Origin of the sequence: Micromonospora sp. NPDC005172 (genome assembly GCF_040608555.1) — a bacterium.
Lineage (GTDB): Bacteria > Actinomycetota > Actinomycetes > Mycobacteriales > Micromonosporaceae > Micromonospora.
Window position 1 is genome coordinate 57,947 of sequence record NZ_JBEXIL010000005.1, and the last position, 25,320, is coordinate 83,266.

A 25,320-nucleotide genomic window follows, 5' to 3' on the forward strand; every position below is an offset into this window, starting at 1 on the left:
CCGGACAGGTGCCGACCACCGGAGGCGTGACACACTGGACCAGCCATGACGAGTCTGCCGCTGATCCCCGCCATCTCGGACGCCCCGACCGCACGCCGGGCCTCCATGCCGCCGCAACACCTGGCCGACCTGGACCTGGCCGGCCGCCAGGCGCTGGTCGCCGGGCTGGGTGAGCCCCAGTTCCGCGCCAAGCAGATCTCCAACCACTACTTCGGGCGGCTGGTACGCGACCCGCAGGCGATGACCGATCTGCCCGCCGCGACCCGTGCGCGGCTGGCCGACGAGTTGCTGCCCACGCTGCTCACCCCGGTGCGCGAGCTGGCCTGCGACGACGGCGCGACCCGCAAGGCGCTCTGGAAGCTGCACGACGGCGCGTTGGTGGAGAGCGTGCTGATGGGCTACCCGGACCGGGTCACGGTCTGCATCTCCAGCCAGGCGGGCTGCGGCATGGCCTGCCCGTTCTGCGCCACCGGCCAGGCCGGGCTGACCCGCAACCTGTCCACGGCCGAGATCGTCGACCAGGCGGTCTACCTGGCGGGGGTGGCGGCCTCCGGCGCCGTCGCCGGTTCACCGCCGCGCCTGTCACACGTCGTGTTCATGGGCATGGGCGAACCGCTGGCCAACTACAACCGGGTCATCGCGGCGATCCGTCGACTGGTCAGCCCCGCCCCCGAGGGGCTGGGCCTCTCCCAGCGGCACATCACCGTTTCCACGGTCGGCCTGGTTCCGGCCATCCGCCGACTGGCCAGCGAAGACCTCTCTGTGACCCTTGCGTTGTCGTTGCACGCGCCCGATGATGATCTGCGCGATGAACTCGTGCCGGTAAACCAGCGCTGGAAGGTAGCCGAGGTGCTGGACGCAGCGTGGGACTATGCCGCCCGGACGGGCCGTCGCGTGTCCATCGAGTACGCAATGATCAAGGACGTGAACGACCAGCCGTGGCGAGCTGACCTGCTCGGGCGGCTGTTGGCCGGCAAGTTGACACATGTGAATCTCATCCCGCTCAATCCGACGCCGGGCAGCCGCTGGGACGCGAGCCCGAAGCCGGTCGAGCGGGAGTTCGTCCGGCGCTTGCGCGATGCGGGAGTCTCCACCACCGTACGGGACACCCGGGGTCGCGAGATCGACGGCGCGTGTGGCCAGCTCGCCGCCGCCGAGGACACCGACACCTTCACCGACCGCGCCGGAGAGGCACCGGCGTGACCGGGCGTGGCGAACGACACCAGGAGACATAGTGGCGAGTCAGGGTCAGCGTTTCCGGCGCAAGGCGGTTCGCCGGGGATACAAGGTCGACGAGGTGGATGCCTTCCTCGACCGGGTCGAGGCGACGCTCGACGGCCGGCAGGTCGGCGCGCCCGTGGCTTCCCAGGAGGTCCACGACGTCGTCTTCCGGGTGCGGTTCAACGGCTACGACGAGTGGCAGGTCGACCTGCACCTGGACCGGGTCGAGCGACAGCTGGCCGAGTTGGAGGAGCGCAACAGCGCCGGCCGCGGCGGCGATCCTCGGATGGGTGACCGGATGGGCCCTCCGGACCGGATGGGTCCGCCGATGCGCGACGACCGTGGCGGCATGGTTCCGCAGCCGATGCCGCCCCGGCCGATGCCCGCCCAGGCCGGCCCGCCAGCCGACCGTTACGGCCGGTACGACGAGCCCACAGGTGCCTTCGCCGGCGGGTACGACGCCCCTCGAGGCGGCTACGACGCGCAGCGCGGCCCCGGCCCCGGTGGCCCCGGCCCGGGCCCGGGTGGTCCCGGCCAGATGGGGCCCGGCGGGCCGATGGGCGGACACGGCCTTCCGCCGCGTGGCCTGCCGGCCGGCCCGGGTGGCTACGGTCCGCCGGATGATCAGCGCATGCCGGGCGGTTACGGTCCGCCGGATGATCAGCGCATGCCGGGTGGCTACGGTCCGCCGGATGATCAGCGCATGCCGGGTGGCTACGGTCCGCCGGATGATCAGCGCATGCCGGGTGGCTACGGTCCGCCGGATGACCAGCGCAGGCCCGGCGGTTACGGTCCGCCGGATGACCAGCGCACGCCCGGCGGGTACGGCCCGCCCGACGGCCCGCGGACGCCGGGCGGCTACCCGCCTCCGGAGGAGCCCCGCTTCGACGGCTTCGAGGCCGGTCGACGTGCTCGCGCCGACATGACGGCCGAGATCCGGATGCCCGAGCGTGACCTGCGTGACCTGCGTCGTGGCCCGGCCGGCCCGCCCCCGATGCCGCAGCAGGGCATCGGTGGTCCGCCGATGGCAGGCCCGCCCGCCGTGGCCGGTCCGCCGATGGGTGGCCCGCCGATGGCCGGCCCGCCCGGCAGCGACCTGTACCGGGTCGACCAGATCCGTCGTAGGTTCCAGGTACGTCGGTTCGGCAGTGGGTACGACCCGGACCAGGTGGACCAGTTCTTCGATTCCCTGCTCGGCGGCATGCAGCGGCGCAACCCGATGCCGGTCGACCCGAAGGACCTGGACACGCTCCGGTTCGGCCTGGTGCCCGGCGGCTACTTCGAGGCCGAGGTCGACGCCGCGCTCAAGGACATACAGGACATCCTGTTCGGGCGCTGAGCCCGACGCGTACACGAAACGAGGGCCCGTCCCCGGGTGGGGGTGGGCCCTCGTTGTGTCCTGGCCGGTCGCCCGGCGGCCGGTCGATTCAGGAGCGCAGGCCGTTGCGCCGCAGTACGGCATCGCCGATCACGATGACCAGCAGCAGCGCGGCGAGGCCGATCAGCCAGATGTCCTCGACCCTGCCTTCGTGGTTGCCGCAGAACGCCATGACGACCAGCGCCAGCGCGGACAGCACGGCGCCGATGCGCCCCGACTTGCGGTGCCCGGGCTTGTGCTGGTCCGGCGACGTTACCGGCTCGCTTCCTGCCACTGTCGGTCCTTCCCTCGCGATCGGATCTTTGGTTAGTCTGGCACGCCTCCCGCGCGGGGCGGTGCGGTGGGGGTTTACCGGCCCTTCGGCCCTGCCCGCCCAGGCCGGACGGCACTACGGGCGTCGCGGGGTGGCGGTCAGACTCCCTCCGGTAGCGTTTGGCGTACACCTGATTGTCTGTTTGAGGGGGACTGTGCGGTGCGAGTGACCGGAACCGGGCACGCCAGCATGCGGATCGACACGGCCGCGGGCAGCATCCTGTGCGACCCGTGGGTCAACCCGGCCTACTTCGCCTCGTGGTTCCCCTTCCCGGACAATTCCCTGCTCGACTGGGAGACCCTGGGTCAGGTCGACTACCTGTACGTCTCCCACCTGCACCGGGACCACTTCGACGCGAAGCACCTGCGGGACCACATCTCCAAGGACGCCACCGTCCTGCTCCCCGAGTTCCCCACCTCGGAGATGGAGGACGAGTTCCGGGCGCTGGGTTTCACGAAGTTCCTCAAGGCCCCGAACGAGCAGGTCGTCGAGTTGGACGGCGGCCTGAAGATCATGATCCAGGCGCTGACCAGCCCCACCGACGGCCCGATCGGCGACTCCTCGCTCTGGGTCGAGTACGACGGTGTGCGGCTGCTCAACCAGAACGACGCCCGCCCGACCGACCTCAGCGTGTTCGCCGAGCTGGGGCACGTGCACGCGCACCTGCTCCAGTTCTCCGGCGCGATCTGGTACCCGATGGTCTACGAGCTGCCGCAGGCGGCGAAGACCGCGTTCGGCAAGCAGAAGCGTGACCGGCAGTTCGACCGGACGTGGCGCTACATCGACGACCTGAAGGCCGACCACGTCTTCCCGATCGCCGGCCCGCCCTGCTTCCTCGACGACGAGCTGTGGCAGTTCAACGACATCCACGGCGACGAGGGCAACATCTTCCCCGACCAGTCCGTCTTCCTGTCGGAGTACGCGAAGGTCGGCGGCACCAACGGGATCGTGCTGCTGCCGGGCAGCGTCGCCGAGGTCACCACCGAGGGCGCGAGCACCACCCACCCGGTGCCGGTGGAGGAGTTCTTCGCGAACAAGGTCGCCCACCTGGAGGAGATGCGGGAGCGCAAGCGCCCGGTCATCGAGGCGGAGAAGGCGTCCTGGCGGCACCCCGAGGTGGACGTCCTCGGCGAGATGAAGCGTCGGATCGAGCCGCTGCTCGACGAGTCGATCTATCTGGCCAAGGGGGTCGGCGGCCCGGTCCGCTTCGACCTGGTCGGCACCGACAGCTCAGGCGGGGAGACCCTCGAATCCATCGTCGTGGACTTCCCGGGTAAGGAGGTCCGGCCGTACGCGGACGAGAAGGTTCGCTACCGCTTCCGGACCGAACGGTCGCTGATCGAACACCTGCTCTTCATCGACGAGGTGGACTGGGTCAACTCGCTCTTTCTCTCCTGCCGGTTCTCGGCGGCCCGGATCGGCCAGTACAACGAGTTCGTCTACGCGTTCTTCAAGTGCCTCTCCGAGGAGCGCCTCCAGTACGCCGAGGGCTGGTACGACGAGCACGAGCGTTCCACCGACGCCGAGGACATCACGTTGGGCGACTGGGTGGTGCAGCGCCGTTGCCCGCACCTGAAGGCGGACCTGACCCGCTTCGGCATCGTCGAGGGTGACCAGCTCACGTGCCAGCTGCACGGCTGGCGCTTCGACCTGCCCAGCGGCCGCTGCCTGACCAGCGTCGGCCACAAGGTCCGCGCCCACCGGGTCGACGCGGAGACCCCGGCCCCGGCCGGGGAGGCCCTAACCTGACCTCTTCCGCCCGCGATCTTGCACTTTCCGTGGGGGCAAAGCCCCGCAATCGCTCCAGAACGGCGACCGAAAGTGCAAGATCGCGGGAGGGGTGCGCGCGACGTGCCACCGAGAGCGGTTGACCTGCGGCCGTACGTGCACCGGGCCGAGGACGCCTCAACTACCCAGGTCCGCGAGGATCCGTCGGGCGGCGTTGTGGCCGGCGGCGCCGATGACGCTACCGGCCGGGTGGCAGCCGGCGCTGCCCGCGTACACGCCGTCGACGCCGGTGGAGTACGGCATCCGGTCGGTGAACGAGACGGTGTTGTCGACGTGGTGGATGTGGCCACCGCTGATGCCGAAGTGCGCCTCGATGCCCGGTGGAGGCAGCGGCACCGCGTCGGCGATCAGGTCGGCGGTGCCGGGGGCGTACCGTTCGACGATCTCGACGAGCCGGTCGACGTAGCCGGGCAGTTCCGCGTCCCAGGTGGTGCCGGTCAGCTCGTAGGGGACCGACTGCACGAACAGCGCCGACGAGTGGTGGCCGGCGGCGTCGGAGAGCGACGGGTCGACCGTGGTGTGCAGGTACCACTCGATGGTCGGCTCCGCGGGCAGCCGTCCGGCCTGCACGTCCGCCCACATCGCGCGTAGCGCGGTCATCGGCGAGGTGGTGTCGCCGCCGACCAGCGACGCGGAGCCGGGCAGCAGGTGGATGGTCGACCCGAACGGGCTCGGCGCGTCGGGCGGCAGGCAGGAGAAGCGCGGCAGGCCGCTGAGCGCCAGGTTGAGCTTGAGGGTGGTGCCGGGCCGGCGGACCGCCGCCATCCGTGCGCCGAGTCGCGCCGGGAGCGCGCCGTCGGGCAACAGCTCCATCAGGGTGTACGGGTCACACGCGCCGAGCACCACCCGCGCTGCGACCTGCCGACCGTCGGCGAGTACGACACCGCTGGCCGCGCCGCCGTCGAGGGTCACCGCGCTGACCGGCGTACCCGTTGTGATGGTGGCTCCGGCGGCGCGTGCGGCGTCGGCGAACGTCCGTGAGACGGTGCCCATGCCGCCCTCGGCGATCATCCAGGTGCCGCCCGATCCCGGCAGTCTGCACATGTTGTGCACCAGGAAGTTGTGACCCGTTCCCGGGTCGTCCGGGCCGGCGTTGAGGCCGGAGAGGCCGTCGGTGACGGCGTACATGCTGACCAGCAGTTCGGAGCGGAACTCGAAGCGGGCCAGGTAGTCGGCGACGGACCCCCGCACGAGGTCGACGAAGATCTGCCGCAGCGCCGGGCGGACGTGCCGTTCCGCGGTCTCCTCAGCGGTCAGGGGCTCGGCCAGCCAGGCGGGAGCGAGGTCGTCGCGCAGCGCGGCCAGCTCGGCCTGCATGGCGTCGTCGGCGGCCACGTCGGCGGGAGAGAAGAATTCGGCGAGCTGCGCCCGGGTGGCGGCGGTGTCACTGCCGAAGAGCAGGTACGGCGAGCCGAGGCCACCCGGCGTGGGCAGGAAGTAGTGCGGGTCGCGGCGCAGCACCGGGATGCGTACGTCGAGCGTGGCGAGCAGTTCGGGTGGCATGAGCCCGAGCAGGTACGACCCGGTGGAGTGGCGCAGCCCGGGCACCTTCGGAAACGGGTTCTCGGTGCGGGTCGCGCCGCCGATCACGTCGGCGGCTTCCAGCACGAGGACGTCCAGGCCGGCGCGGGCCAGCAGGACTGCGGAGACCAGACCGTTGTGCCCGGCACCGACGATCACGACATCGGCCCGAGCCGGAATCTCACCACTCATGCCGCCGCAGCCTAGTCCCCCCACCGCCCCCTGTGACCCGTTGATCAAGAGGTTCGCGCCAGGAAACGCTGCCCGGATGACGCGAACCTCTTGCTCACCGGGGGTGGGTGGGGAGGCGGACGGTGAAGGTCGATCCCTTTGTGGGTTGGCTCTGGACGTGGACCGTGCCCTGGTGGGCCTCTACCAGTTTGCGGACTATCGCCAGGCCCAGGCCGCTACCGCCGGTCTGCCTGCTGCGGGACCTCTCCGCCCGCCAGAAGCGGTCGAACACCCGGGGCAGATGCTCGGGGCTGATGCCGCTGCCCGTGTCGGCGACGGCGATCAGCACCTTGCCGTCGGCCGCCTGGGCGCTGATCGTGACGCTGCCGCCGGCCGGTGTGTGGCGTACCGCGTTGCCGACCAGGTTGCCGACGGCCTGACGCAGCCGCACCGGGTCCGCGTACACCTGCGGGTCGTCGTCGACCCGCAGCGCGAGCGCGACGCCGGCGCGACCGGCCTGGACGCGGTACGCCTCCGCGACCTGACCCAGCAGGTCGGCGAGGTAGACCGTCTCGGGGTGCAGCCGCAGCGCGCCCGCGTCCGCCTCGGCGAGGTCCTGGAGATCGGCGATCACGTGTTGCAGCAGTGTCGCCTCCTCCAGCAGCGAGGACACCAACCTCCGGTCCATCGGGGCGACGCCGTCCTCGGCGGCCTCCAGCCAACCCCGGATGGTGGTGACCGGCGTCCGTAGCTCGTGGGCGATGTCGCTGACCATGGCGCGGCGGAGCTGTTCGAGGTGTTCGCGCCGCTCGGACATGTCGTTGAACGCCTCGGCCAGCCGGGCGATCTCGTCGCGGCCGGTGACGCGGACGCGGGCGGCACCGTCACCGTCGCGCATCCGCTGGGCGGCGCCGGTCAGCGCGTGCAGCGGCCGGGTCAGCCGGACACCGGCCAGAACGGTGATGCCGACGGTCACCAGCAGCACGAGTCCGGCGACCGCCACGATGCGGGCCTGGTTGGCCCGGGACAGGTCGAAGGTCGTGGTGGGGCGACCGCCCGGGTCGCTGACGAACAGGGTCGCCGCCGGGGCGACGTACGGGAGGAGTTGCTCCCGCCGGCTGGTGCCCACGCAGGCGCTGACCGCTTGGCTCTGGTCCTGGTCGACCTCGATGACGTCCCGACGGCTGTTCGCCGCGGGGGCGGACCGCGTCGTCCAGGTCCAGTCCAGGTCGACGTTCACGGGCGCGACCTTGCGCCGGGCCAGGCAGGTGTTCACCAGCGCGTTGAGCTGTGCCAGCGCCTTGCGTTCGGTGGCCGTCGGGGTCGCCAACTCCTCGCGAAGCGGGCCGCAGCTGGAGTCGTTGGGGTCGGTGCCGGGGGTGGCGATCCGTGGTCGGCCGGTGGCCCCCTGCTCGGCCACGGCCGCGATCCTCGCCCGCACCCGCAGGCACAGGACGGCCTGGTCCGCCCGGTCGAGCAGCGTCCGGCGCTCGTTGGCCGGTAGCAGGTACGGGCCGGCGGCGCGGGGGTCGATACGCCCGGCGTCGACGGTTGCGGGGGGGCCCGGGGTCAGGGCGGTGTCGACGGCGAGCGCGTCGATGGTCGCGGACGGCTTCGTGGGCAGCGGGCCGGCCTGCGGTGCCGAGTCGGCGAGCGGCGTACCCGACTCGGTGGTCAGGGTGATGCGCCGGCCGACCTGCTCGGCGAGTGGTCGGAGGGTGGCGTCGACGCCGTCCCAACTCGGGTGGGTCGCCGCGTAACCGACCAGGGTGTCGTAGATGCGCGCATCGTCGGCAAGGGCCTGCCCCTGTTCCTGCCGGATCGCCCCGGTCGTGGTGCGCACGGCCAGCCAGGCGGTGGCCGCGATCGAGCCCACGGCGATGAGGACGGCCAGCGCGAGCAGCCGGAGCAGCAGGCTTCGGTGCAGCGGCACCTCACGCCGCATGGTGGCTCTCCTCGACGAGTTTGTAGCCGACGCCGTACACGGTCAGCAGCCGGGTGGGTCGACGCGGGTTCGCCTCGATCTTGCGGCGCAGGTTCATCACGTGGACGTCGACGGTCCGGCCGGTGATGTACCTGTCGAAACCGTGCAGGTAGCCCAGGAGCTGGTCCCGGGTGAACGCCCGTCCCGGCTGGGCGGCCATCGCCTGGAGCAGTTGGAACTCGCCGGGCGTGCAGTCGACCTGTCGTCCGTCGGCGCGTACCTCGTGGCGGACCGGGTCGACGTGCAGCGCGCCGACCCGCAGCACCGGATCGGCCGCGCGGGCCGCCCGTTGGCTGCGGCGCAGCAGTGTCCGCACCCGGGCCACCAGCTCGCGAGGGCTGTACGGCTTCGTCATGTAGTCGTCGGCGCCGAGGTCGAGGCCGAGCAACAGGTCTTCCTCGGTCGTGCGGGCGGTCAGCATGAGCACGGGCAGGTCGGACTCCCGCCGCAGGATGCGGCACACGTCCAGGCCGTCGACCTTCGGCATCATCACGTCGAGGATCAGCAACTCCGGTGGGTGCTGGCGAACCTCCTCCAGGGCGGCCCGCCCGTCGCCGACGACGACGACCGTGTGCCCCTCGCGTTCCAGGTAGCGGCGGACCAGTTCGGCCTGCTTCTCGTCGTCCTCGGCTATCAGCACCCGCGCGGTCACGGCAGCGACTGTACGGGTCGCCGGCCCCCGCAGGTGCTGCCCGTGACCTGGGGCTACGGAATGAGCATCGGTTCCTGACAGGTCTCTGACAACTTCCCGTGAGGCTGCCGGCATGACGAACGCACCACGACGCGTCGGGTTCGCGGCGCTCACCCTCCTCGCCACGGTTCTCGCCGGTTGCGGCGGTGAGAAGTCCGACGCCGGGGGCACGGCCGACGTCGCTTCCCTCGCCACCGGCTCCGCCGCGCCGAGCGCGTCCGCCAGTGCTGCGGCTGCGGCGGCGGCCGGGCGCCCGCAGTTGCGCCTGGACATGAACGAGGACGAGAAGCAGCGGCTCTGGAACACGTACAACTACTGCCTGCGCGACCACGGGGTCAAGGAGAACAAGGAACGTTCGGCCGGGGCACCCAAGGGAAGCGGCATCATCTCCCTCGACCAGAGCGGTGAGCCGAAGGCGGCGTACGTGGCGTGCGCGGACAAGCTCCCCCTCCAGCCGCCCGAGCTGGACGAGGAGAAGAACCCGAACTACGTGATCCAGTGGAACGACTACGTGCAGTGCCTGCGCGGGCGCGGCATGAAGATCCACTCACTGCCGGACGGCTCCGGCTGGACGTACGACGACGTGGAGGACGCGACGGGCGGTCTGGTGGGCGCCGCGTACGACAAGGCGGACAAGGAATGCACGATGGAGGCGTTCCGTGGCAAGAAATAAGCTGGCGATGGCGGCCCTGGTGACGGTGACGCTGGCCGTCGCCGGCGCCGGCGTCACTGTGCTGACGCTGGGGCGTGCCGGCGCGGACGACGCGGCGAGCGCCCCGCCGCCGTTGACGACGACGACGGTCACCCGCACCGACCTGTCGGACAGCCGGTCGCTCGACGGCACGTTGGGGTTCGGCCCGGAGCGCGTGGTCAAGGGCACGGGCGAGGGTGTCGTCACCCGCCTGCCGAAGGTCGGTGACACGGTGGCCCGGGGCAAGCCGCTCTACTGGGTCAACGACCAGCCGGTACCGGTGCTCTTCGGCAGCGTCCCGCTGTTCCGCACGCTCGACAAGCCCGGTCTCGTGGGCAGCGACGTGCGCGTCGTGTCGGACAATCTGGCCGCGCTCGGCTACCAGACCGGCACGCGGCCGACCCGGGCCAAGGACGGGACGAAGATCCCCGCGGGGCAGTCCCTGCTGACCGACACCCTGGTGGGCGCGATCAAGAAGTGGCAGCAGGCGCTCGACCTGCAACCCACCGGCCGGATCGAGGTCGGGCGGGCCACGGTGTTGCCGGGACCGGTCCGGATCAGCGCGGTCAAGGCCGTGACCGGTGACCCCGCCGCCGGCGAACTCCTGGCTGTCACCGAGAAGGTCAAGCTGGTGACCGTCGCGGTGGAGGCGACCGAGGTCAGCAGTATCCGGGTGGGTGCCACGGTCACGATCACGCTGCCCGACACGACCGAGAGTCCCGGCCGGGTCGCCTCGATCTCGCACACCGTCGACGGCGGCGGCCCGGACGCCGGGGGTGGCCAGGCCAGCCCGCCGAAGGTGAACGTCCTCGTCACACCGACCAAGGCGGCGGACGTGGCGAAGCTGGACGCGGCGTCGGTCCGGGTCACGTTCACCACGAGCACCCGCAAGGGCGTGCTGGCCGTACCGGTCGGCGCGCTGGTGGCGCTCCGCGAGGGCGGACACGCCCTGCAACTGCCCGAGGGTGGGCTGGTGGCCGTGGAGACCGGGATGTTCTCCCGGGGGCTGGTCGAGGTCAGCGGTAACGGCGTCACCGAGGGACTCACGGTGGTGACCGCCGCGTGAGCACCGTCATCCCGTTCCCGGCCCGGAACGCGCCGACCGAGGTGATCCCGGCGTACGCCGAACCGGTCCTGCAGCTCGACGGGGTGAGCCGGACGTACCCGGGTGGCGTCACCGCCCTGGACGACGTCTCGCTGACTGTTTGCGCCGGAGAACTGCTCGCCATCGTCGGACCGTCCGGTTCCGGCAAGTCGACCCTGCTGAACATCATGGGCACCCTCGACCTGCCCAGCAGCGGGCGGGTACGCGTCGCCGGGCAGGAGGTCACCGACCTGTCCGACCGGCGGCTCTCGGCGCTACGGGGTCGGTGGCTCGGCTTCGTGTTCCAGCAGTTCCACCTCGTCGGCGGGCTCGACGCCGCCGAGAACGTCGCCACCGGGCTGCTCTACGCCGGCGTACCCCGTCGTCGCCGTCGCCGTACGGCCGTCGACGCGTTGGCTCGGGTCGGCCTGGCGCATCGGGTCGACCATCTGCCGCACCAGCTCTCCGGCGGAGAACGCCAGCGGGTGGCGATAGCGCGGGCGCTTGTCAACGAACCGGCGCTGGTCCTGGCCGACGAGCCGACCGGGGCCCTGGACACCGCCAACGGCGAGGCGGTCCTGGCGCTGCTGCTGAGTCTGCACGCGGAGGGCACGACCATCGCCGTCATCACCCACGACCGGGATCTCGCCGCCCGTACCCCTCGACAGGTGGACATCCGCGATGGGCGGATCGTCTCCGACACCCGTGACAGGACTCCCGCATGAGCACACCGACAGCGGCACCCGGCGGCCGTCCGCCCAGGCTCGCCCCGGGGGACGTACTCCGGCTCGGTCTGCTCGGGCTGACCAGCCGGCGGATGCGGGCGGTCCTGTCCGCCCTGGGCATCTCCATCGGCATCGCCACGATGATCGTCGTGGTGGGCATCCCCGCGTCCAGCCAGCGCGACCTCATGGACCAGCTCTCCGCGCTCGGCACCAACCTGCTGCGCGCCGAACCGGTACCGGATCAGGACCCGCCCGTGCTGCTGCCGGAGGACTCCGTCGCGATGGTGCAGCGGATCGGGCCCGTCGAGACGGTGAGCGCCGTCGCGAACACCCACGTGATGGTCCGCCGCAGCGACATGATGGACCGGTACGACACCTCGGGGCTCAGCACCCTGGCGACCCGACCGGACCTGCTGGACACCGTCAACGGCCGGGTCCGCGCCGGCCGGTTCCTCGACGACGGCACGGCTCGGCTGCCGACGGTCGTCCTCGGCTACGTGGCCGCGAGCCGGCTCGGGTTCGCCACCGTGGACCCGGCCCAGCCACCGCAGGTGTTCATCGGCGAGCGGTGGTTCACCGTGATCGGCGTACTCGATCCGCTGCCCATCGCCCCCGACCTGGACCGGTCGGTGCTGGTCGGCTGGGACGCGGCCCGGGACCTGCTCGGCTTCGACGGGCATCCCACAGTGGTGTACGTGCGGGCCCGCGAGAACGCGTTGGAGGACGTCCGGGCCGTGCTGCCGGCCACCCTGAACGCGCAGCTGCCCGGCCTGGTCCAGGTCAGTCGTCCCTCGGACGCGCTCGCCGCGAAACGTGCCACCGAGGACACGTTCTCCGCGCTGTTCCTCGGTCTGGCCGCGGTGGCGCTGCTGGTCGGCGGGATCGGGGTGGCCAACACCATGGTCATCTCGGTGCTGGAACGCCGCCGGGAGATCGGTCTGCGCCGGGCGCTCGGCGCGAACCGTGGCCAGATCCGGGTGCAGTTCCTCACCGAGTCGGTGCTGCTGTCCGTGCTCGGCGGGGCCGCCGGCGCGGTTCTCGGCGTGCTTGCGACGGTCGGGTACGCCGGCTACCAGGGCTGGCCGCCGACGATCCCGATGACGTCGGTGGCCGGCGGCATCGCCGGTGCCCTGCTGGTCGGGATGGCGGCGGGGGTCTACCCGTCGATCCGGGCCGCCCGGCTCACTCCCACCGAAGCGCTCGCCGCCCCGTGATCAGCGCTGCCGCTGGGCGCGCCAGCGGGAGAGGGCCAGGGTCGCCGAGTAACCGGCCAGGACGATCACGTGGAACAGGTACAGCCACAGGAGCACCGCCACGCCCGCGCCGATCGGGTCGAAACCCCCGAACGGTGTGCCCAGGTCCAGCGGCAGGGACGCGAACAGCACGAAGCCGTGCAGGAACCCGGACAGGTTCGCGGCCGTGAACGACCCGATCCCGAGGGTGGAGAGCCAGTCCGGCGACGCCGGCCCGACCACCCGGAACACCCACACCAGCACCGGTGTGAGCACCAGCCAGACCGCCAGGAACGAGAGCACCACACCCAGCACTCCGACCCAGCCACCCTGACGGACCAGGCGGGTGGTGAGCGGCAACGCCAGCAGGATCGACAGGAGCAGGGCGGGAGCCGGCGCGAGCAGCGGCAGCAGCAGCAGCCGGCCCCGCCAGCCCACCAGGTGCTCGTCGCTCCGCGGCGCCGCCACCGACACGAACGCCCGGCGCAGCCCCTCGCCGTAGAGCGACGCCGGCAGCAGTGCGGCGAGCGCCAGCAGCGGGGTCAACTGCACCCCGGCGTCGACGAGCGCGGCCACCGCCCGGGGCGCGCCGATCGCCGTCGGCAGGGCGTCCACGGCGTACGAGGTGAGCCGGCGTACCCGATCGGCGCCCGCGAGCAGCGAGGTGAGCCAGAGGGCCAGCAGCGCCACCGGGACCACGGCGATCGCCCCGTAGAAGGTGATCGCGGCGGCGTGCAGCGACAGGTCGCGCCCGCGCACGGGACGGAACGCGGCACTGATGATCCGTTTCGCGCGCTGCCATCCGTTGCCCATCGGCTTCTCCTTCCCTGTCGTCGGGGCGGTCACTCCTTAAGATCGCCGGTCATGACTGTTGTCACCACCGAACGCCTCATCCTGCGCGACTGGACCGACGAACCGGCGGACCTGGCCCGGATCTACGACATCTACTCGCGCCCGGAGATCACGCGTTGGTTGGGCGTTGCACCGGGTCTGCCGATGGTGGAGCCGGGTCAGGCCGCCGAACGGCTGCAGATGTGGCGGGACCGGCACGCCGGCGACCAGGGACGGTACGGCACCTGGGCGATCGAGGTACGCGACACCGGGCAGGTGGCCGGAACGATCCTGCTCAAGCCGCTGCCGGGGCGCGACGAGACACGGCGTACCGACGACATCGAGGTGGGCTGGCACCTGCACCCCGACTCGTGGGGGCGTGGCTACGCCACCGAGGCGGCCCGGGCGCTTCTCGCCCGGGAGTTCGCCACCGGTACCCCGGAGATCTACGCGGTCGTGTCGCCGGGCAACGAGCCGTCGATGGCGGTCTGCCGACGACTCGGCATGGCGCACGTGGGCCGGCGCACGGACTGGTACGGCGGCGAGCAGTTGGAGACGTTCGTCCTGACCGCGCCGGGCGGCTGACCCCCGCCGGTTCGCGAGCAAGCCCATCAATAGTCACGTGGGTCGAAGTGTTGACGCTCCCGTAGCACGTCAGTAACCTTTGGCCAAACTCATGCAAGATTTCGACAAAGAGATGCTTGATTTGAAGCATCACCTCGGAAATCTGCGTGCCACCGCTCACCCCCACCCGTGGTCACCCCCGCCCGCGGCAACCGTCCCCCGACGACAGGACAGTCATGAGACGACGAGCGACACTGTTCAGGATGGTGGCGGCGACAGTCGCGACCACGCTGATCGCGACCCCCCTCGCGAACCCCGCCCTCGCCGCCCGCCCCGCCGACACGGCGGCCGCGTCGAGCAGCGCCTTCGCCGCGGCGGCCACCAACCTCGCCCTGGGCCGTCCCACCCAGGAGAGCGGCCACGCCGACGTCTACGGCTCGTCGAGGGTCGTCGACGGCGACGTGGGCAGCTACTGGGAGAGCGTCAACAACTCGTTCCCCCAGTGGGTGCAGGTCGACCTCGGCTCGTCGCAGTCCGTCAACCAGGTCGTCCTGAAGTTGCCGACCTCGGGCTGGGGCACCCGGACGCAGGCGCTGAGCGTGCGCGGCAGCGCCGACGGCTCCTCGTTCACCGACCTGGTCGGGTCGCAGACGTACACCTTCAACCCGGCGAGCGGTAGCACCGCCACGATCAACTTCAGCGCCACCTCCACCCGCTACGTCCGGATCACCATCACCGCCAACAGCGGCTGGCCGGCCGGGCAGCTCTCCGAGCTGGAGGTGTACGGCAGCGGCGGCACCCCCGGCGACACCACCGCGCCGAGCGTCCCGGGAACTCTGTCGCAGAGCACGTCGGGCAGCACGATCACCCTCAACTGGGGCGCGTCCACCGACTCGGGTGGCAGCGGCCTGGCCGGCTACAACGTCTACCGGGGCGGCAACCTCGTCGCCACGCTGGGCACCGTCCTGACGTACCAGGACACCCAGCCGGCGACGGCGACCGTCTCCTACTACGTCCGGGCCCGCGACGGCGCCGGCAACCTGTCGGGCAACAGCAACACCGTCACCCGGACCGGCAGCAACCCCCCGGCCTGCACGAACGTGGCGCAGGGCAAGACCATGACGGCGAGCGGCTCGACGTTCACCTTCACCCCCGACAAGGCTAACGACGGGCAGCTCGCCACCTACTGGGAGGGCGCGGCCAGCTACCCGCAGAACCTGACCGTGGCGCTGGGCGCGAACCACTCGATCTCCGGCGTCACCGTCAAGCTCAACCCCGACTCGTCCTGGGGCACCCGTACGCAGACCATCCAGGTCCTCGGCCGCGACCAGGCGTCGTCGTCGTACACCAGCCTGGTGTCGGCGGCGTCCTACCAGTTCGTCCAGGGTGTCAACACGGTGACCATCCCGGTCAGCGCGACCACGGCGGACGTGCAGTTGCGGTTCACCGGCAACACCGGCGCGCCGTCCGGCCAGGTGGCCGAACTGGAGGTGTGCGGCACCCCGGCCCCCAACCCGGACCTGGTCGTCAGCTCGGTGACCTGGTCGCCGTCGTCGCCCAGCGAGGCCAGCGCGGTCACCCTCTCGGCCGTCGTGCAGAACATCGGCTCGGCGGCGGCCGGGGCGACCACCGTCAACTTCAGCCTGGCCGGCGCGGTCGTCGGCAGCGCCACGGTGGGCGCGCTCGCCGCCGGCGCCTCGACCACCGTGTCCTACAACGCCGGTACGCGGCCGATGGGCAGTTACGCCGTCTCGGCGGTGGTCGACCCGACCAACACGATCGTCGAGCAGAACAACGGCAACAACAGCCTCACGGTGGCGTCGCCGCTTGTCGTCACGCAGGCCCCCGGCCCCGACCTCCAGGTGCTGGGCATCGCCTCGAACCCGCCGAACCCGGCCGTCGGGGCGTCCGTCACGTTCACCGTGTCGGTACGCAACCGGGGCACCGCCGCGACCGGCGCGACCACTGTCACCCGGCTGGTGGTGGGCGGCACCACGCTCAACACCAACACCGCCTCGATCGCGGCCGGCGCGACGGTCACCGTGGCCGTCAGCGGTAGCTGGACCGCCACCAGCGGCGGCGCCACCATCACCGCCACCGCCGACGCGACGAACGTGGTCGCCGAGACCAACGAGGGCAACAACGCGTTCAGCCAGGCGATCGTGGTCGGACGCGGAGCCGCCGTGCCGTACGTCTCGTACGAGGCGGAGGCCGGTCGTTACTCGGGCACGCTGCTGGAGGCCGACCCGCTGCGCACCTTCGGGCACACCAACTTCGCCAGCGAGTCGTCGGGCCGCAAGTCGGTACGCCTCACCGGCACCGGCCAGTTCGTCGAGTTCACCTCGGCCAACCAGGCCAACGCGATCGTGGTGCGGAACTCCATCCCGGACGCGCCCGGCGGTGGCGGCATCGAGGCGACCATCAGCCTCTACGTCAACGACGTGTTCTCCCGCAAGCTGACCCTGTCGTCCAGGCACAGCTGGCTCTACGGCAACACCGACGGGCCGGAGGCGCTGACCAACACCCCGCAGGCCGACGCCCGACGGCTGTTCGACGAGTCGAACGCTCTGCTGGCGCAGTCGTACCCGGCGGGCACCCGCTTCAAGTTGCAGCGCGACTCGGGTGACACCGCCTCGTTCTACGTCATCGACATGATCGACCTGGAGCAGGTGGCACCGCCGGCGAGCCAGCCGGCCGGCTGCACCTCGATCACCGCGTACGGCGCGGTCCCGAACGACGGGATCGACGACACCGCAGCCATCCAGCGGGCGGTGACCGACGACCAGAACGGCGTGATCAGCTGCGTCTGGATCCCCGCCGGGCAGTGGCGGCAGGAGCAGAAGATCCTGACCGACGACCCGCTGAACCGGGGTACGCACAACCAGGTCGGCATCAGCAACGTCACCATCCGGGGCGCCGGCATGTGGCACTCGCAGCTCTACACGCTGACCGAGCCGCAGAACGTGGTGGGCGGCATCAACCACCCGCACGAGGGCAACTTCGGGTTCGACATCGACAAGAACACCCAGATCTCCGACATCGCCATCTTCGGCTCCGGCCGTATCCGGGGCGGTGACGGCAACGGCGAGGGTGGCGTCGGTCTGAACGGTCGCTTCGGCACCGGCACGAAGATCAGCAACGTCTGGATCGAGCACGCCAATGTGGGCGTCTGGGTGGGCCGCGACTACGACAACATCCCCGACCTGTGGGGGCCGGCCGACGGGCTGGAGTTCAGCGGCATGCGCATCCGCGACACGTACGCCGACGGCATCAACTTCAGCAACGGCACGCGTAACTCGCGGGTGTTCAACTCGTCGTTCCGCACCACCGGCGACGACGCGCTCGCCGTCTGGGCCAACCCGTACGTCAAGGACCGCACCGTCGACATCGCGCACGACAACCACTTCGTCAACAACACCGTCCAGTTGCCCTGGCGGGCCAACGGCATCGCCATCTACGGCGGCTACGACAACTCGATCGAGAACAACCTGATCTACGACACCGCCAACTACCCGGGCATCATGCTGGCGACCGACCACGACCCGCTGCCGTTCTCCGGGACGACGCTGATCGCCAACAACGGGCTCTACCGCACCGGTGGCGCGTTCTGGAACGAGGACCAGGAGTTCGGCGCCATCACGCTGTTCCCCTCCACCCGGGACATCACCGGGGTCACCATCCGCGACACCGACATCATCGATTCGACGTACGACGGCATCCAGTTCAAGAACGGCGGCGGCAACATGCCGAACGTCGCCATCACCAACGTGCGGATCGACAAGTCCAACAACGGTGCCGGCATTCTCGCGATGAGCGGCGCACGCGGCAACGCCAACCTGACGAACGTGACCATCACGAATTCGGCCGACGGCAACATCGTCGTCCAGCCGGGCTCACAGTTCGTCATCAACGGCGGCTGACCTGCCGCTCGCCGCTTGATCAACACGTTTTCGCCGAAATCGGGGTGTCCGCGGACTGCGGACACCCCGATTTCCACGAACCCGAGTCGATCGTCGCCGCGCAGGGTCCGTCGTGGGCGTCGGGCCGCCGGCACCGGCCGGCGTCGTCGAGCCGGGCGTCACAGAACACTCGGGTACGAAGAAACTGCGCGTCCTCCTCGCTGAGCGTCGTCTCGCCGAAGTCGACGACGGTGAGGTGACCGAGCGAGTCGCGCAGTGCCACGGCTAGGGCGGTGACCTCGTCGAGGCTGTTCAGCGTGGTCGGCAGATGAATGATCCAGCGGGGCCCGGTTGCGATGCTCATGGCAGGACCACCGTTCCTCCGTCCACCAACGTCTGGATCTGCCCGTCGGTCAGACCGCGCTCGCTAAGGACGCGGCGGCCCCAACGGTGCAGTCGGCACGGGTGCCGAGAGTCGTCCTTGCGGCAGCGCTCGCCGTCCGCTCGCTGTACGGCGGCGTGCACGCTGACCGCCCGCAGCGCGAACACGACGTCCTCTTTGGTCACGTAGGGCGGCAATGGCAGTTCGTCGGTTGGTTCCATGGCCGTCCTTCGGTGGGATTTTCGCGGTTGCCGTCATCAACGAGAGTCATTCCGACGATGGCCCAGCACAATATTTCGGAGCAGAATCCGGACCAAGGGATGAGGTGTCCTACGCGCCGACAGTCAGGGAGATGACGTGGACGATTCCGGCAGCACGGTCCCACGGAGGCAGCTCGGCAGATATCTGAGAGAGCTTCGCGAAAACGCGTACGTGACCGTTTCCGCCGCGGCTAAGGAATTGGAATGGTCGGCACCCCGGATCTGGCGCTACGAGACCGGCCAGGTCTCCATGCACCCGAACGACGTGGCGGCCATGTGCCGCGTCTACGGCGCGTCCCCCGAGACGATCGAGACGATGCGGGCACTCGCGCGGGAAACCAAGGCGCACGGCTGGTGGCACAGCTACGGCGAGGCGATCAAGGACTGGTTCAAGCTCTACGTCGGCCTGGAAGCTGCCGCGACCCGCATTCGCCACTATGAGGTGAACCTCGTCCCCGGTCTGTTGCAGACGGTCGACTACATGACCGAGGTGATCGCCACCGACCACCCGCAGATGAGTGAGGCGGAGCGTCAGGCGAAGGTGGACGTGCGGCTGCGCCGGCAACGGTTGCTGGCGCGGGCCATACCGCGCGCTCCGCGCCTCGACGTCATCCTGGGCGAGGCGGTACTGCGCCGCCCGCTACGTGATCGCGCCGCGATGGCACGGCAACTGGAGTCACTTGTGGTGTCGTCGCGACAGCACAACATCGGTATCCGGGTGCTGCCGCTCGACGCCGGCCTGGTCCGCTGGGCGCAGGCCGGCACCTTCACCATGCTCGACTTCCCGGCCGAGGTGCGCGAGCCGGAGCCGACCACGATCTACATGGACGGGCCGTGTGGCGCGGTCTACCTTGACAAGACCCACGAGATTGCCATCTATGAGGACGCGTGGCGCTCCCTTGGTGAGCGGGCGCTCGACGCCGACGAGTCCCGCGAGCTGATCGCGGCCATAGCGAAGGAGATGACCGATGGAGCGTGACGGAGTCTGGCGCACGTCGACCCGATCCGGCGGCGAGGGCAACTGCGTCGAGGTGGCGGGGTTCGCCGACGCGGTCGGCGTACGCGACAGCAAGGACCGGCAGGGCCCCGTGCTGACCTTCACCGATTCGGCCTGGTCCGACTTCGTCGCGGCGACCCGCGCACGTCAGTTGAACATTCGCCGCTGAACCGCTCAAACAACTCGTCGATTGAGTTCTTGGGAGAATTCGGCCCCGGGAGGGGCGATTCCCCTCCACCCAAGATCCATACCAACTGACACATGTATCGGGACTTCACCACTGACAGATGTCATGGGATTGAATAGTTACGGCCTAACGGAAAGTGTCCAAGATCTGCACGAACCACTCGTGCATCTTGACGCCGGGGTTGGGACAGTAGACCGGGGATCTCCGGGGAGGGCTCTGTCGTGATCGATCACCACGCCTACCTGAACATCCGCTCGCGCTGTGCAGCCGCCTTCGATCTTTCGGCCAGGTTGCCCGACCAGGTCTTTCGTGAGATCGAGGGGGAGTCGCTATTCTGCGAGTTCGACTCGGTCCTCGACCCGGAGTTCTGGCCGGCGCTCTGTGCGATGGCCCGTTGGCATGGCGACCAGCGTGTCGAGCTGCTGGTCCTCGAACCGGATTGCGATGCGTACTACCTGTCGGAGTATCAGTCGTATCCGGCCCTGTCGCTGTCCGTCGAGGCCAGTGAGGACGACTACTGGGCGCTGATCGGTCACGAGGCTGCCAGCGACATCTTCGGTTCGATCGCGATCTCGGCGAACGTCATCGCGGTCACCGGGCCTTCCCGCAAGTGGGGGTGCTGGGGTGAGCGGGATCCCGAAGTGGCGATCTTCCGGGGGTTCCCCACCTCGGCGGTACGCGGTGAGTGGCAGGAGCAGTTCGGCCCCATGCTGGATGCGGCCGGCGCGTTGGAGGCGTACGTCCCGGTTGCCTTCCCCGGCTGGACCGTCCCGGACCTGTGGGCCGCGGCCCTCGCCACCAACTACGGCGACGGCGTGGTGCCCGCTCGGCCCGTGGATCAGGACCAGTGCGGCTGATTGGTGGCGGACTCGGTGTGCGATGACGTGCTGCGCGGGCTGCGGTGGCTAGGCTGACCTGAGCAGGATGGTCCGCTGAGGGGGTGAGCCCGGATGGCCCAGGCAGCGTTCGCGCCGGAGCCGGCGCCGCAGCACACCGAGCCGTCGTTCGACGTGCTGCGGTGGCACGACGAGCCGTGGACCGCGCAGCTCGCCCTCGACCTGTTGCCGGAGACCAACGGCCCCAAGGTTGAGGTCCTGAGCCCAAGCGTGATCGTGACACCACACGCGGGAATTGACCACCAGTCGGTCGAGAGGGAACTGCCCTACGTGCTGCACCGTGCTGCGCGAAAGGCCGGCTTCTGGGTCTATCCGGAGATCAACGTCCTCTCCGGGGATGATCTCTCCATTCCAGACATCGTCGTGCTGCGCAGCTCCGGGGGTGGCCGCACCACGGTTCCCATCGCCGAGGCGGTACTACTCGGAGAGATCGTCTCGCCGGGCAACCGACGCAAGGACGTGATCGACCGGCCCCGGGAGTACGCGGCTGCTGGAGTTCCGTTCTTCCTCCGGGTGGACCTGCGCAATCGGGTACCGACACTGGCTCTGTTCGAGCTGGTCAACGGGGAGTACCGGCCGGTGGCCGCCGCAGCAGCGGGCAGCACCTTCGCGATGCGCGAGCCCTTCGAGTTCTCCATCGATCCGGCCGAACTGCTGGACGAGGAGGCGGTCCCGGAGGAGTCGGGCACCTCTTGATCGACTCGGTTTCGGCGACGTGGGGGTGTCCGAGAGGTGCGGATACCCCGAGATCGGCGAGCTGGAGTCGATCATGGCTGACAGCGGCGTGCGGGGAGGGCTGAGGCTCCCAGCGGGCGTACAGCGGCGGTGGGGGAGAATGGCGTCGTGACTTCCCCCCGTGATCTTGTCCTGCTCGGGTCCACCGGTTCGATCGGCACGCAGGCCATCGACATCGTCCGGCGCAACCCGGACCGGTTCCGGGTGGTGGCCATCGGGGCCGGTGGGGGCAACGTCGAGCTGCTCGCCGCGCAGGCCCTCGAACTGGCCGTCGAGGCGGTCGGGGTGGCCAGGGCGTCCGCCGCGCAGGACCTGCAACTGGCGTTCTACGCCGAGGCGAGCCGTCGGGGCTGGGCCACCGGCGACTTCAAGCTTCCCAAGATCGTGGCCGGCCCGGACGCCATGACCGAGCTGGCGCAGTGGCCCTGCGACATCGTGCTCAACGGGGTGGTCGGCTCGCTGGGCCTCGCTCCTACGCTGGCCGCGCTGCACGGTGGTCGTACTCTCGCCTTGGCCAACAAGGAGTCGCTCGTGGCCGGCGGCCCGCTGGTCAAGGCCGCGGTGACGCGGCCGGGGCAGATCGTGCCGGTCGACTCGGAGCACTCGGCGCTGGCCCAGTGTCTGCGCTCCGGGTCGCGCGGTGAGGTGCGGCGGCTGATCGTCACGGCCAGCGGCGGCCCGTTCCGGGGGCGGCAGCGCGACGAATTGACGCAGGTCACACCGGAGCAGGCGCTCGCGCACCCCACCTGGAACATGGGACCGGTCGTCACGATCAATTCGGCGACCATGGTCAACAAGGCGCTTGAGGTGATCGAGGCACACGAGCTGTTCGACGTGCCGTACGCCGACATCACCGTGATGGTGCACCCGCAGTCGGTGATCCACTCGATGGTCGAGTTCGTGGACGGGTCGACGATCGCGCAGGCCAGCCCACCGGACATGCGGCTGCCGATCGCGCTGGGCATCGGCTGGCCGGACCGGGTGCCCGAGGCCGCCACCGCCGTCGACTGGACGGCAGCGCACACCTGGGAGTTCGCGCCGCTCGACGACGAGGCGTTCCCGGCCGTCGCGCTGGCCAAGGCCGCCGGGGAGGCTGGGCGGTGCCGCCCGGCGATCTACAACGCGGCGAACGAGGAGTGCGTGGCGGCCTTCGTCGCGGGCCGACTGCCGTTCCTCGGCATCGTCGACACCCTCGAGCGGGTGCTGGAGGACGCTCCCGACTTCGCCGAACCAGGTACCGTCGGGGACGTGCTCGCGGCCGAGTCGTGGGCGCGCGCGCACGCGCAGGAGATCATCGCGGGTTCGGTGAAGGGAGCTTGATGTCGTACCTGCTCGGGGTGGTCCTCTTCGCCCTGGCCATCCTCATCTCGGTGAGTCTGCACGAGGCGGGGCACATGCTCACCGCCAAGATGTTCGGGATGAAGGTGACGAAGTTCTTCGTCGGCTTCGGCCCCACCATCTGGTCGTTCAAGCGGGGTGAGACCGAGTACGGGCTCAAGGGCATCCCCCTCGGCGGATTCTGCAAGATCGTCGGGATGACCCCGCAGGACGACGACGTCGAGCCGGGCGACGAGCCGCGGGTGATGTGGCGTTACCCGGTCTGGAAGCGGACGATCGTGATGGCCGCCGGATCGATCACGCACTTCGCGCTCGCGCTGGTCACCATCTGGATCCTCGCCGTCTCCGCCGGCCTTCCCAACCCGGACTTCCCGACCACCGAGGCGCAGGCCCGCCAGGAGCCCGCCGTCATCGAACTCAGGTCGTGTGTGGTGCCGGAGAACGTCGTCCGGGAGTGCACGCCCGCCGATCCCGTGAGCCCGGCCGCCCAGGCCCAGCTTCGCGACGGCGACCGGATCACCTCGATCAACGGCTCCCCCGTCGGCACGTACGGCGAACTGCTGACCAAGCTGCGCGGGCTCAAGGCGGGGGAGACCGCGCGGATCGAGTACGTCCGCGACGGGCAGCCGGGCAGCGCCAGTACGGTGCTCGCGCAGACCCAGCGTCCGCCCCTGGACAACCCCGGCGGTGCCGTCGGGCCGGTGGCCGCGCTCGGCATCGTCGTGGCCCCCAGCACGCCTCGCCGCCTGACGTACGGGCCGGTCGGCGCCTTCGGGGCGACCGCCGACTTCACCGGTCAACTCGCCGTCGGCACCGCGCAGGCGTTGCAGCGCATCCCGCAGAAGGTCCCCGCCCTGTGGACCGCCCTCACCGGCGGCGAGCGGGACGTGGACACCCCGATCAGCGTCGTCGGCGCCAGCCGGCTCGGCGGCGAGGCCGTCCAGAACAACGCCTGGCTGGTCTTCTTCATGCTGTTCGTGTCGCTGAACTTCTTCATCGGCGTGTTCAACCTGCTGCCACTGCTCCCGGTCGACGGCGGCCACATCGCGGTCGCCTGGTTCGAGCGGGCCCGCTCCTGGCTCTACGCGCGGATCGGCCGAGCCGACCCGGGCCGGGTCGACTACCTCAAACTGATGCCCTTCACGTACGCGGTGATCCTGATCGGTGGCGCGTTCACACTGCTCACCATCGCCGCGGACGTCGTCAACCCGATCACGCTCTTCTCAAGGTGAGTGCCTGAAGTGACCGCTATCAGTCTCGGTATGCCCGCCGTGCCGCCCCCGCCACTGGCTCCCCGCCGGGCCAGCCGCCAGATCATGGTCGGCTCGGTGCCGGTCGGTGGCGGCGCGCCGGTGTCCGTGCAGTCGATGACCACGACCCTCACCTCCGACGTCAACGCGACCCTTCAGCAGATCGCCGAGCTGACCGCGTCCGGCTGCCAGATCGTCCGGGTGGCGGTGCCGTCCCAGGACGACGTCGAGGCGCTGCCCGCGATCGCCAAGAAGTCGCAGATCCCGGTGATCGCCGACATCCACTTCCAGCCCAAGTACGTCTTCGCCGCTATCGACGCCGGCTGCGCGGCCGTCCGGGTCAACCCGGGCAACATCCGGCAGTTCGACGACAAGGTCAAGGAGATCGCCGCAGCGGCCTCCGCCGCCGGTACGCCGATCCGGATCGGCGTCAACGCGGGCTCGCTCGACAAGCGGTTGCTGGCCAAGTACGGCAAGGCCACCGCCGAGGCGCTTGTCGAATCGGCGCTGTGGGAGTGCTCGCTGTTCGAGGAGCACGGCTTCCGCGACATCAAGATCTCGGTCAAGCACAACGACCCGGTCGTGATGATCCGGGCGTACCGGCAGTTGGCCGAGCAGTGCGACTACCCGTTGCACCTCGGCGTCACCGAGGCCGGGCCGGCCTTCCAGGGCACCATCAAGTCCGCGGTCGCCTTCGGCGCCCTGCTGGCCGAGGGCATCGGCGACACCATCCGGGTGTCGCTCTCCGCCCCGCCGGTCGAGGAGATCAAGGTCGGCAACCAGATCCTGGAGTCGCTGGGCCTGCGCGAACGGGGCCTGGAGATCGTCTCGTGCCCGTCCTGCGGGCGTGCCCAGGTGGACGTCTACAAGCTCGCCGAGGAGGTCACCGCCGGCCTCGAAGGGCTGCCCGTGCCGCTGCGGGTGGCCGTCATGGGCTGCGTCGTCAACGGCCCGGGCGAGGCCCGCGAGGCCGACCTCGGCGTCGCGTCCGGCAACGGCAAGGGCCAGATCTTTGTCAAGGGTCAGGTCGTCAAGACGGTGCCCGAGGCGCAGATCGTGGAGACGCTGATCGAGGAGGCGCTGCGCATCGCCGACGAGATGGGCGCCGAGCTGCCCGAGGAGCTGCGCGGGCTGGTCACCGGCCCGACGGTCACCGTGCACTGAGTCAGTTCGAAGAATGCG

General features: G+C 70.2%; 23 protein-coding genes. 16 read left to right on the forward strand and 7 right to left on the reverse strand.

From position 1 onward, the window contains the following. Window positions 1-45 precede the first annotated feature (45 nt). Both rlmN and ABZV06_RS05160 read left to right on the forward strand, forming a co-directional pair. The gene (gene rlmN, locus ABZV06_RS05155) at window positions 46-1,203 is read left to right on the forward strand and encodes a 23S rRNA (adenine(2503)-C(2))-methyltransferase RlmN (RefSeq protein WP_355233049.1); all 1,158 of its coding nucleotides are present in this window, start codon (window positions 46-48) and stop codon (window positions 1,201-1,203) included. A 31-nt stretch (window positions 1,204-1,234) separates the two neighbouring features. Beyond that, the gene (locus ABZV06_RS05160) at window positions 1,235-2,560 is read left to right on the forward strand and encodes a DivIVA domain-containing protein (protein ID WP_355618779.1); all 1,326 of its coding nucleotides are present in this window, start codon (window positions 1,235-1,237) and stop codon (window positions 2,558-2,560) included. A gap of 88 nt (window positions 2,561-2,648) precedes the next feature. Here the strand turns inward: ABZV06_RS05160 and ABZV06_RS05165 are convergent, their stop codons facing one another. Then, window positions 2,649-2,873: a DUF2631 domain-containing protein gene (locus ABZV06_RS05165; protein ID WP_234584241.1), complete on the reverse strand. Its 225-nt coding sequence runs from the start codon at window positions 2,871-2,873 to the stop codon at window positions 2,649-2,651. 198 nt (window positions 2,874-3,071) lie between these two features. Between ABZV06_RS05165 and ABZV06_RS05170 the strand changes: the two genes are divergently transcribed. Then, the gene (locus tag ABZV06_RS05170; protein WP_355618782.1) at window positions 3,072-4,661 is read left to right on the forward strand and encodes a Rieske 2Fe-2S domain-containing protein; all 1,590 of its coding nucleotides are present in this window, start codon (window positions 3,072-3,074) and stop codon (window positions 4,659-4,661) included. Window positions 4,662-4,817: 156 nt separating this feature from the next. On the opposite strand, the gene ABZV06_RS05175 is transcribed toward ABZV06_RS05170, so the two are convergent. The 3 genes from ABZV06_RS05175 to ABZV06_RS05185 form a co-directional block, all read right to left on the reverse strand. Continuing rightward, on the reverse strand, window positions 4,818-6,413 hold the full coding sequence (locus ABZV06_RS05175; protein ID WP_355618785.1) for an NAD(P)/FAD-dependent oxidoreductase: 1,596 nt from the start codon (window positions 6,411-6,413) through the stop codon (window positions 4,818-4,820). Between the two features lie 94 nt (window positions 6,414-6,507). After that, window positions 6,508-8,337, reverse strand: coding sequence for a HAMP domain-containing sensor histidine kinase (locus tag ABZV06_RS05180; RefSeq protein WP_355618788.1), 1,830 nt, complete (start codon window positions 8,335-8,337; stop codon window positions 6,508-6,510). Continuing rightward, on the reverse strand, window positions 8,327-9,028 hold the full coding sequence (locus tag ABZV06_RS05185; protein WP_355233054.1) for a response regulator transcription factor: 702 nt from the start codon (window positions 9,026-9,028) through the stop codon (window positions 8,327-8,329). Before ABZV06_RS05185 ends, ABZV06_RS05180 begins: the two co-directional genes overlap by 11 nt. 112 nt (window positions 9,029-9,140) lie before the next feature. Between ABZV06_RS05185 and ABZV06_RS05190 the strand changes: the two genes are divergently transcribed. From ABZV06_RS05190 to ABZV06_RS05205, 4 genes are read left to right on the forward strand one after another with little or no spacing between them, the layout of a single operon-like run. Continuing rightward, window positions 9,141-9,740, forward strand: a complete 600-nt coding sequence (locus ABZV06_RS05190) for a hypothetical protein (protein WP_355233055.1) — start codon at window positions 9,141-9,143, stop codon at window positions 9,738-9,740. Continuing rightward, complete coding sequence (locus ABZV06_RS05195) at window positions 9,727-10,824, forward strand: efflux RND transporter periplasmic adaptor subunit (RefSeq protein WP_355233056.1); 1,098 nt, start codon at window positions 9,727-9,729, stop codon at window positions 10,822-10,824. The genes ABZV06_RS05190 and ABZV06_RS05195 overlap by 14 nt, the downstream gene beginning before the upstream one ends. A 44-nt stretch (window positions 10,825-10,868) precedes the next feature. Further along, the gene (locus ABZV06_RS05200; RefSeq protein ID WP_355233093.1) at window positions 10,869-11,567 is read left to right on the forward strand and encodes an ABC transporter ATP-binding protein; all 699 of its coding nucleotides are present in this window, start codon (window positions 10,869-10,871) and stop codon (window positions 11,565-11,567) included. After that, window positions 11,564-12,781 carry an ABC transporter permease gene (locus ABZV06_RS05205; RefSeq protein WP_355233057.1) on the forward strand — a complete coding sequence of 406 codons (1,218 nt, stop codon included), beginning with the start codon at window positions 11,564-11,566 and terminating at the stop codon, window positions 12,779-12,781. Before ABZV06_RS05200 ends, ABZV06_RS05205 begins: the two co-directional genes overlap by 4 nt. Here ABZV06_RS05205 and ABZV06_RS05210 read toward each other — a convergent pair whose 3' ends face one another. Continuing rightward, on the reverse strand, window positions 12,782-13,612 hold the full coding sequence (locus ABZV06_RS05210; protein WP_355233058.1) for a YhjD/YihY/BrkB family envelope integrity protein: 831 nt from the start codon (window positions 13,610-13,612) through the stop codon (window positions 12,782-12,784). Window positions 13,613-13,663: 51 nt separating this feature from the next. Between ABZV06_RS05210 and ABZV06_RS05215 the strand changes: the two genes are divergently transcribed. Beyond that, window positions 13,664-14,215, forward strand: a complete 552-nt coding sequence (locus ABZV06_RS05215) for a GNAT family N-acetyltransferase (protein WP_355233059.1) — start codon at window positions 13,664-13,666, stop codon at window positions 14,213-14,215. A gap of 242 nt (window positions 14,216-14,457) precedes the next feature. Then, window positions 14,458-18,114, forward strand: coding sequence for a CARDB domain-containing protein (locus ABZV06_RS05220; RefSeq protein ID WP_355618791.1), 3,657 nt, complete (start codon window positions 14,458-14,460; stop codon window positions 18,112-18,114). A 19-nt stretch (window positions 18,115-18,133) separates the two neighbouring features. Here the strand turns inward: ABZV06_RS05220 and ABZV06_RS05225 are convergent, their stop codons facing one another. Together ABZV06_RS05225 and ABZV06_RS05230 are read right to left on the reverse strand one after the other, a co-directional pair. After that, complete coding sequence (locus ABZV06_RS05225) at window positions 18,134-18,457, reverse strand: hypothetical protein (RefSeq protein WP_355618794.1); 324 nt, start codon at window positions 18,455-18,457, stop codon at window positions 18,134-18,136. Next, window positions 18,454-18,696 carry a hypothetical protein gene (locus tag ABZV06_RS05230; RefSeq protein WP_355618797.1) on the reverse strand — a complete coding sequence of 81 codons (243 nt, stop codon included), beginning with the start codon at window positions 18,694-18,696 and terminating at the stop codon, window positions 18,454-18,456. The genes ABZV06_RS05225 and ABZV06_RS05230 overlap by 4 nt, the downstream gene beginning before the upstream one ends. 136 nt (window positions 18,697-18,832) lie before the next feature. On the opposite strand from ABZV06_RS05230, the gene ABZV06_RS05235 reads away from it, so the two are divergent. From ABZV06_RS05235 to ispG, 7 genes are all read left to right on the forward strand, one after another. Further along, on the forward strand, window positions 18,833-19,714 hold the full coding sequence (locus tag ABZV06_RS05235) for a helix-turn-helix transcriptional regulator (RefSeq protein ID WP_355233063.1): 882 nt from the start codon (window positions 18,833-18,835) through the stop codon (window positions 19,712-19,714). Continuing rightward, the gene (locus tag ABZV06_RS05240) at window positions 19,704-19,901 is read left to right on the forward strand and encodes a DUF397 domain-containing protein (RefSeq protein ID WP_355618800.1); all 198 of its coding nucleotides are present in this window, start codon (window positions 19,704-19,706) and stop codon (window positions 19,899-19,901) included. Before ABZV06_RS05235 ends, ABZV06_RS05240 begins: the two co-directional genes overlap by 11 nt. Before the next feature lie 239 nt (window positions 19,902-20,140). Continuing rightward, window positions 20,141-20,776 carry a hypothetical protein gene (locus ABZV06_RS05245; RefSeq protein ID WP_355618802.1) on the forward strand — a complete coding sequence of 212 codons (636 nt, stop codon included), beginning with the start codon at window positions 20,141-20,143 and terminating at the stop codon, window positions 20,774-20,776. A 93-nt stretch (window positions 20,777-20,869) separates the two neighbouring features. Then, on the forward strand, window positions 20,870-21,511 hold the full coding sequence (locus ABZV06_RS05250; protein WP_355618805.1) for a Uma2 family endonuclease: 642 nt from the start codon (window positions 20,870-20,872) through the stop codon (window positions 21,509-21,511). A 147-nt stretch (window positions 21,512-21,658) separates the two neighbouring features. After that, the gene (gene dxr / locus ABZV06_RS05255; protein WP_355618808.1) at window positions 21,659-22,870 is read left to right on the forward strand and encodes a 1-deoxy-D-xylulose-5-phosphate reductoisomerase; all 1,212 of its coding nucleotides are present in this window, start codon (window positions 21,659-21,661) and stop codon (window positions 22,868-22,870) included. Beyond that, window positions 22,870-24,120 (forward strand): site-2 protease family protein, encoded by a 1,251-nt coding sequence (locus ABZV06_RS05260; RefSeq protein ID WP_355618811.1) that lies wholly within the window; start codon window positions 22,870-22,872, stop codon window positions 24,118-24,120. Before dxr ends, ABZV06_RS05260 begins: the two co-directional genes overlap by 1 nt. 9 nt (window positions 24,121-24,129) lie before the next feature. Next, window positions 24,130-25,302, forward strand: coding sequence for a flavodoxin-dependent (E)-4-hydroxy-3-methylbut-2-enyl-diphosphate synthase (ispG, locus tag ABZV06_RS05265; RefSeq protein ID WP_355233069.1), 1,173 nt, complete (start codon window positions 24,130-24,132; stop codon window positions 25,300-25,302). Window positions 25,303-25,320 lie beyond the last annotated feature (18 nt).

Bases quoted from the DNA above. Each gene is read 5' to 3' on its own strand.
- rlmN (WP_355233049.1), top strand. From the start codon at position 46: ATGACGAGTCTGCCGCTGATCCCCGCCATCTCGGACGCCCCGACCGCA.
- ABZV06_RS05175 (WP_355618785.1), bottom strand. From the start codon at position 6,413: ATGAGTGGTGAGATTCCGGCTCGGGCCGATGTCGTGATCGTCGGTGCC.
- ABZV06_RS05180 (WP_355618788.1), bottom strand. From the start codon at position 8,337: ATGCGGCGTGAGGTGCCGCTGCACCGAAGCCTGCTGCTCCGGCTGCTC.
- ABZV06_RS05190 (WP_355233055.1), top strand. From the start codon at position 9,141: ATGACGAACGCACCACGACGCGTCGGGTTCGCGGCGCTCACCCTCCTC.
- ABZV06_RS05205 (WP_355233057.1), top strand. From the start codon at position 11,564: ATGAGCACACCGACAGCGGCACCCGGCGGCCGTCCGCCCAGGCTCGCC.
- ABZV06_RS05210 (WP_355233058.1), bottom strand. From the start codon at position 13,612: ATGGGCAACGGATGGCAGCGCGCGAAACGGATCATCAGTGCCGCGTTC.
- ABZV06_RS05215 (WP_355233059.1), top strand. From the start codon at position 13,664: ATGACTGTTGTCACCACCGAACGCCTCATCCTGCGCGACTGGACCGAC.
- ABZV06_RS05220 (WP_355618791.1), top strand. From the start codon at position 14,458: ATGGTGGCGGCGACAGTCGCGACCACGCTGATCGCGACCCCCCTCGCG.
- ABZV06_RS05225 (WP_355618794.1), bottom strand. From the start codon at position 18,457: ATGAGCATCGCAACCGGGCCCCGCTGGATCATTCATCTGCCGACCACG.
- ABZV06_RS05230 (WP_355618797.1), bottom strand. From the start codon at position 18,696: ATGGAACCAACCGACGAACTGCCATTGCCGCCCTACGTGACCAAAGAG.
- ABZV06_RS05240 (WP_355618800.1), top strand. From the start codon at position 19,704: ATGGAGCGTGACGGAGTCTGGCGCACGTCGACCCGATCCGGCGGCGAG.
- ABZV06_RS05250 (WP_355618805.1), top strand. From the start codon at position 20,870: ATGGCCCAGGCAGCGTTCGCGCCGGAGCCGGCGCCGCAGCACACCGAG.
- ABZV06_RS05260 (WP_355618811.1), top strand. From the start codon at position 22,870: ATGTCGTACCTGCTCGGGGTGGTCCTCTTCGCCCTGGCCATCCTCATC.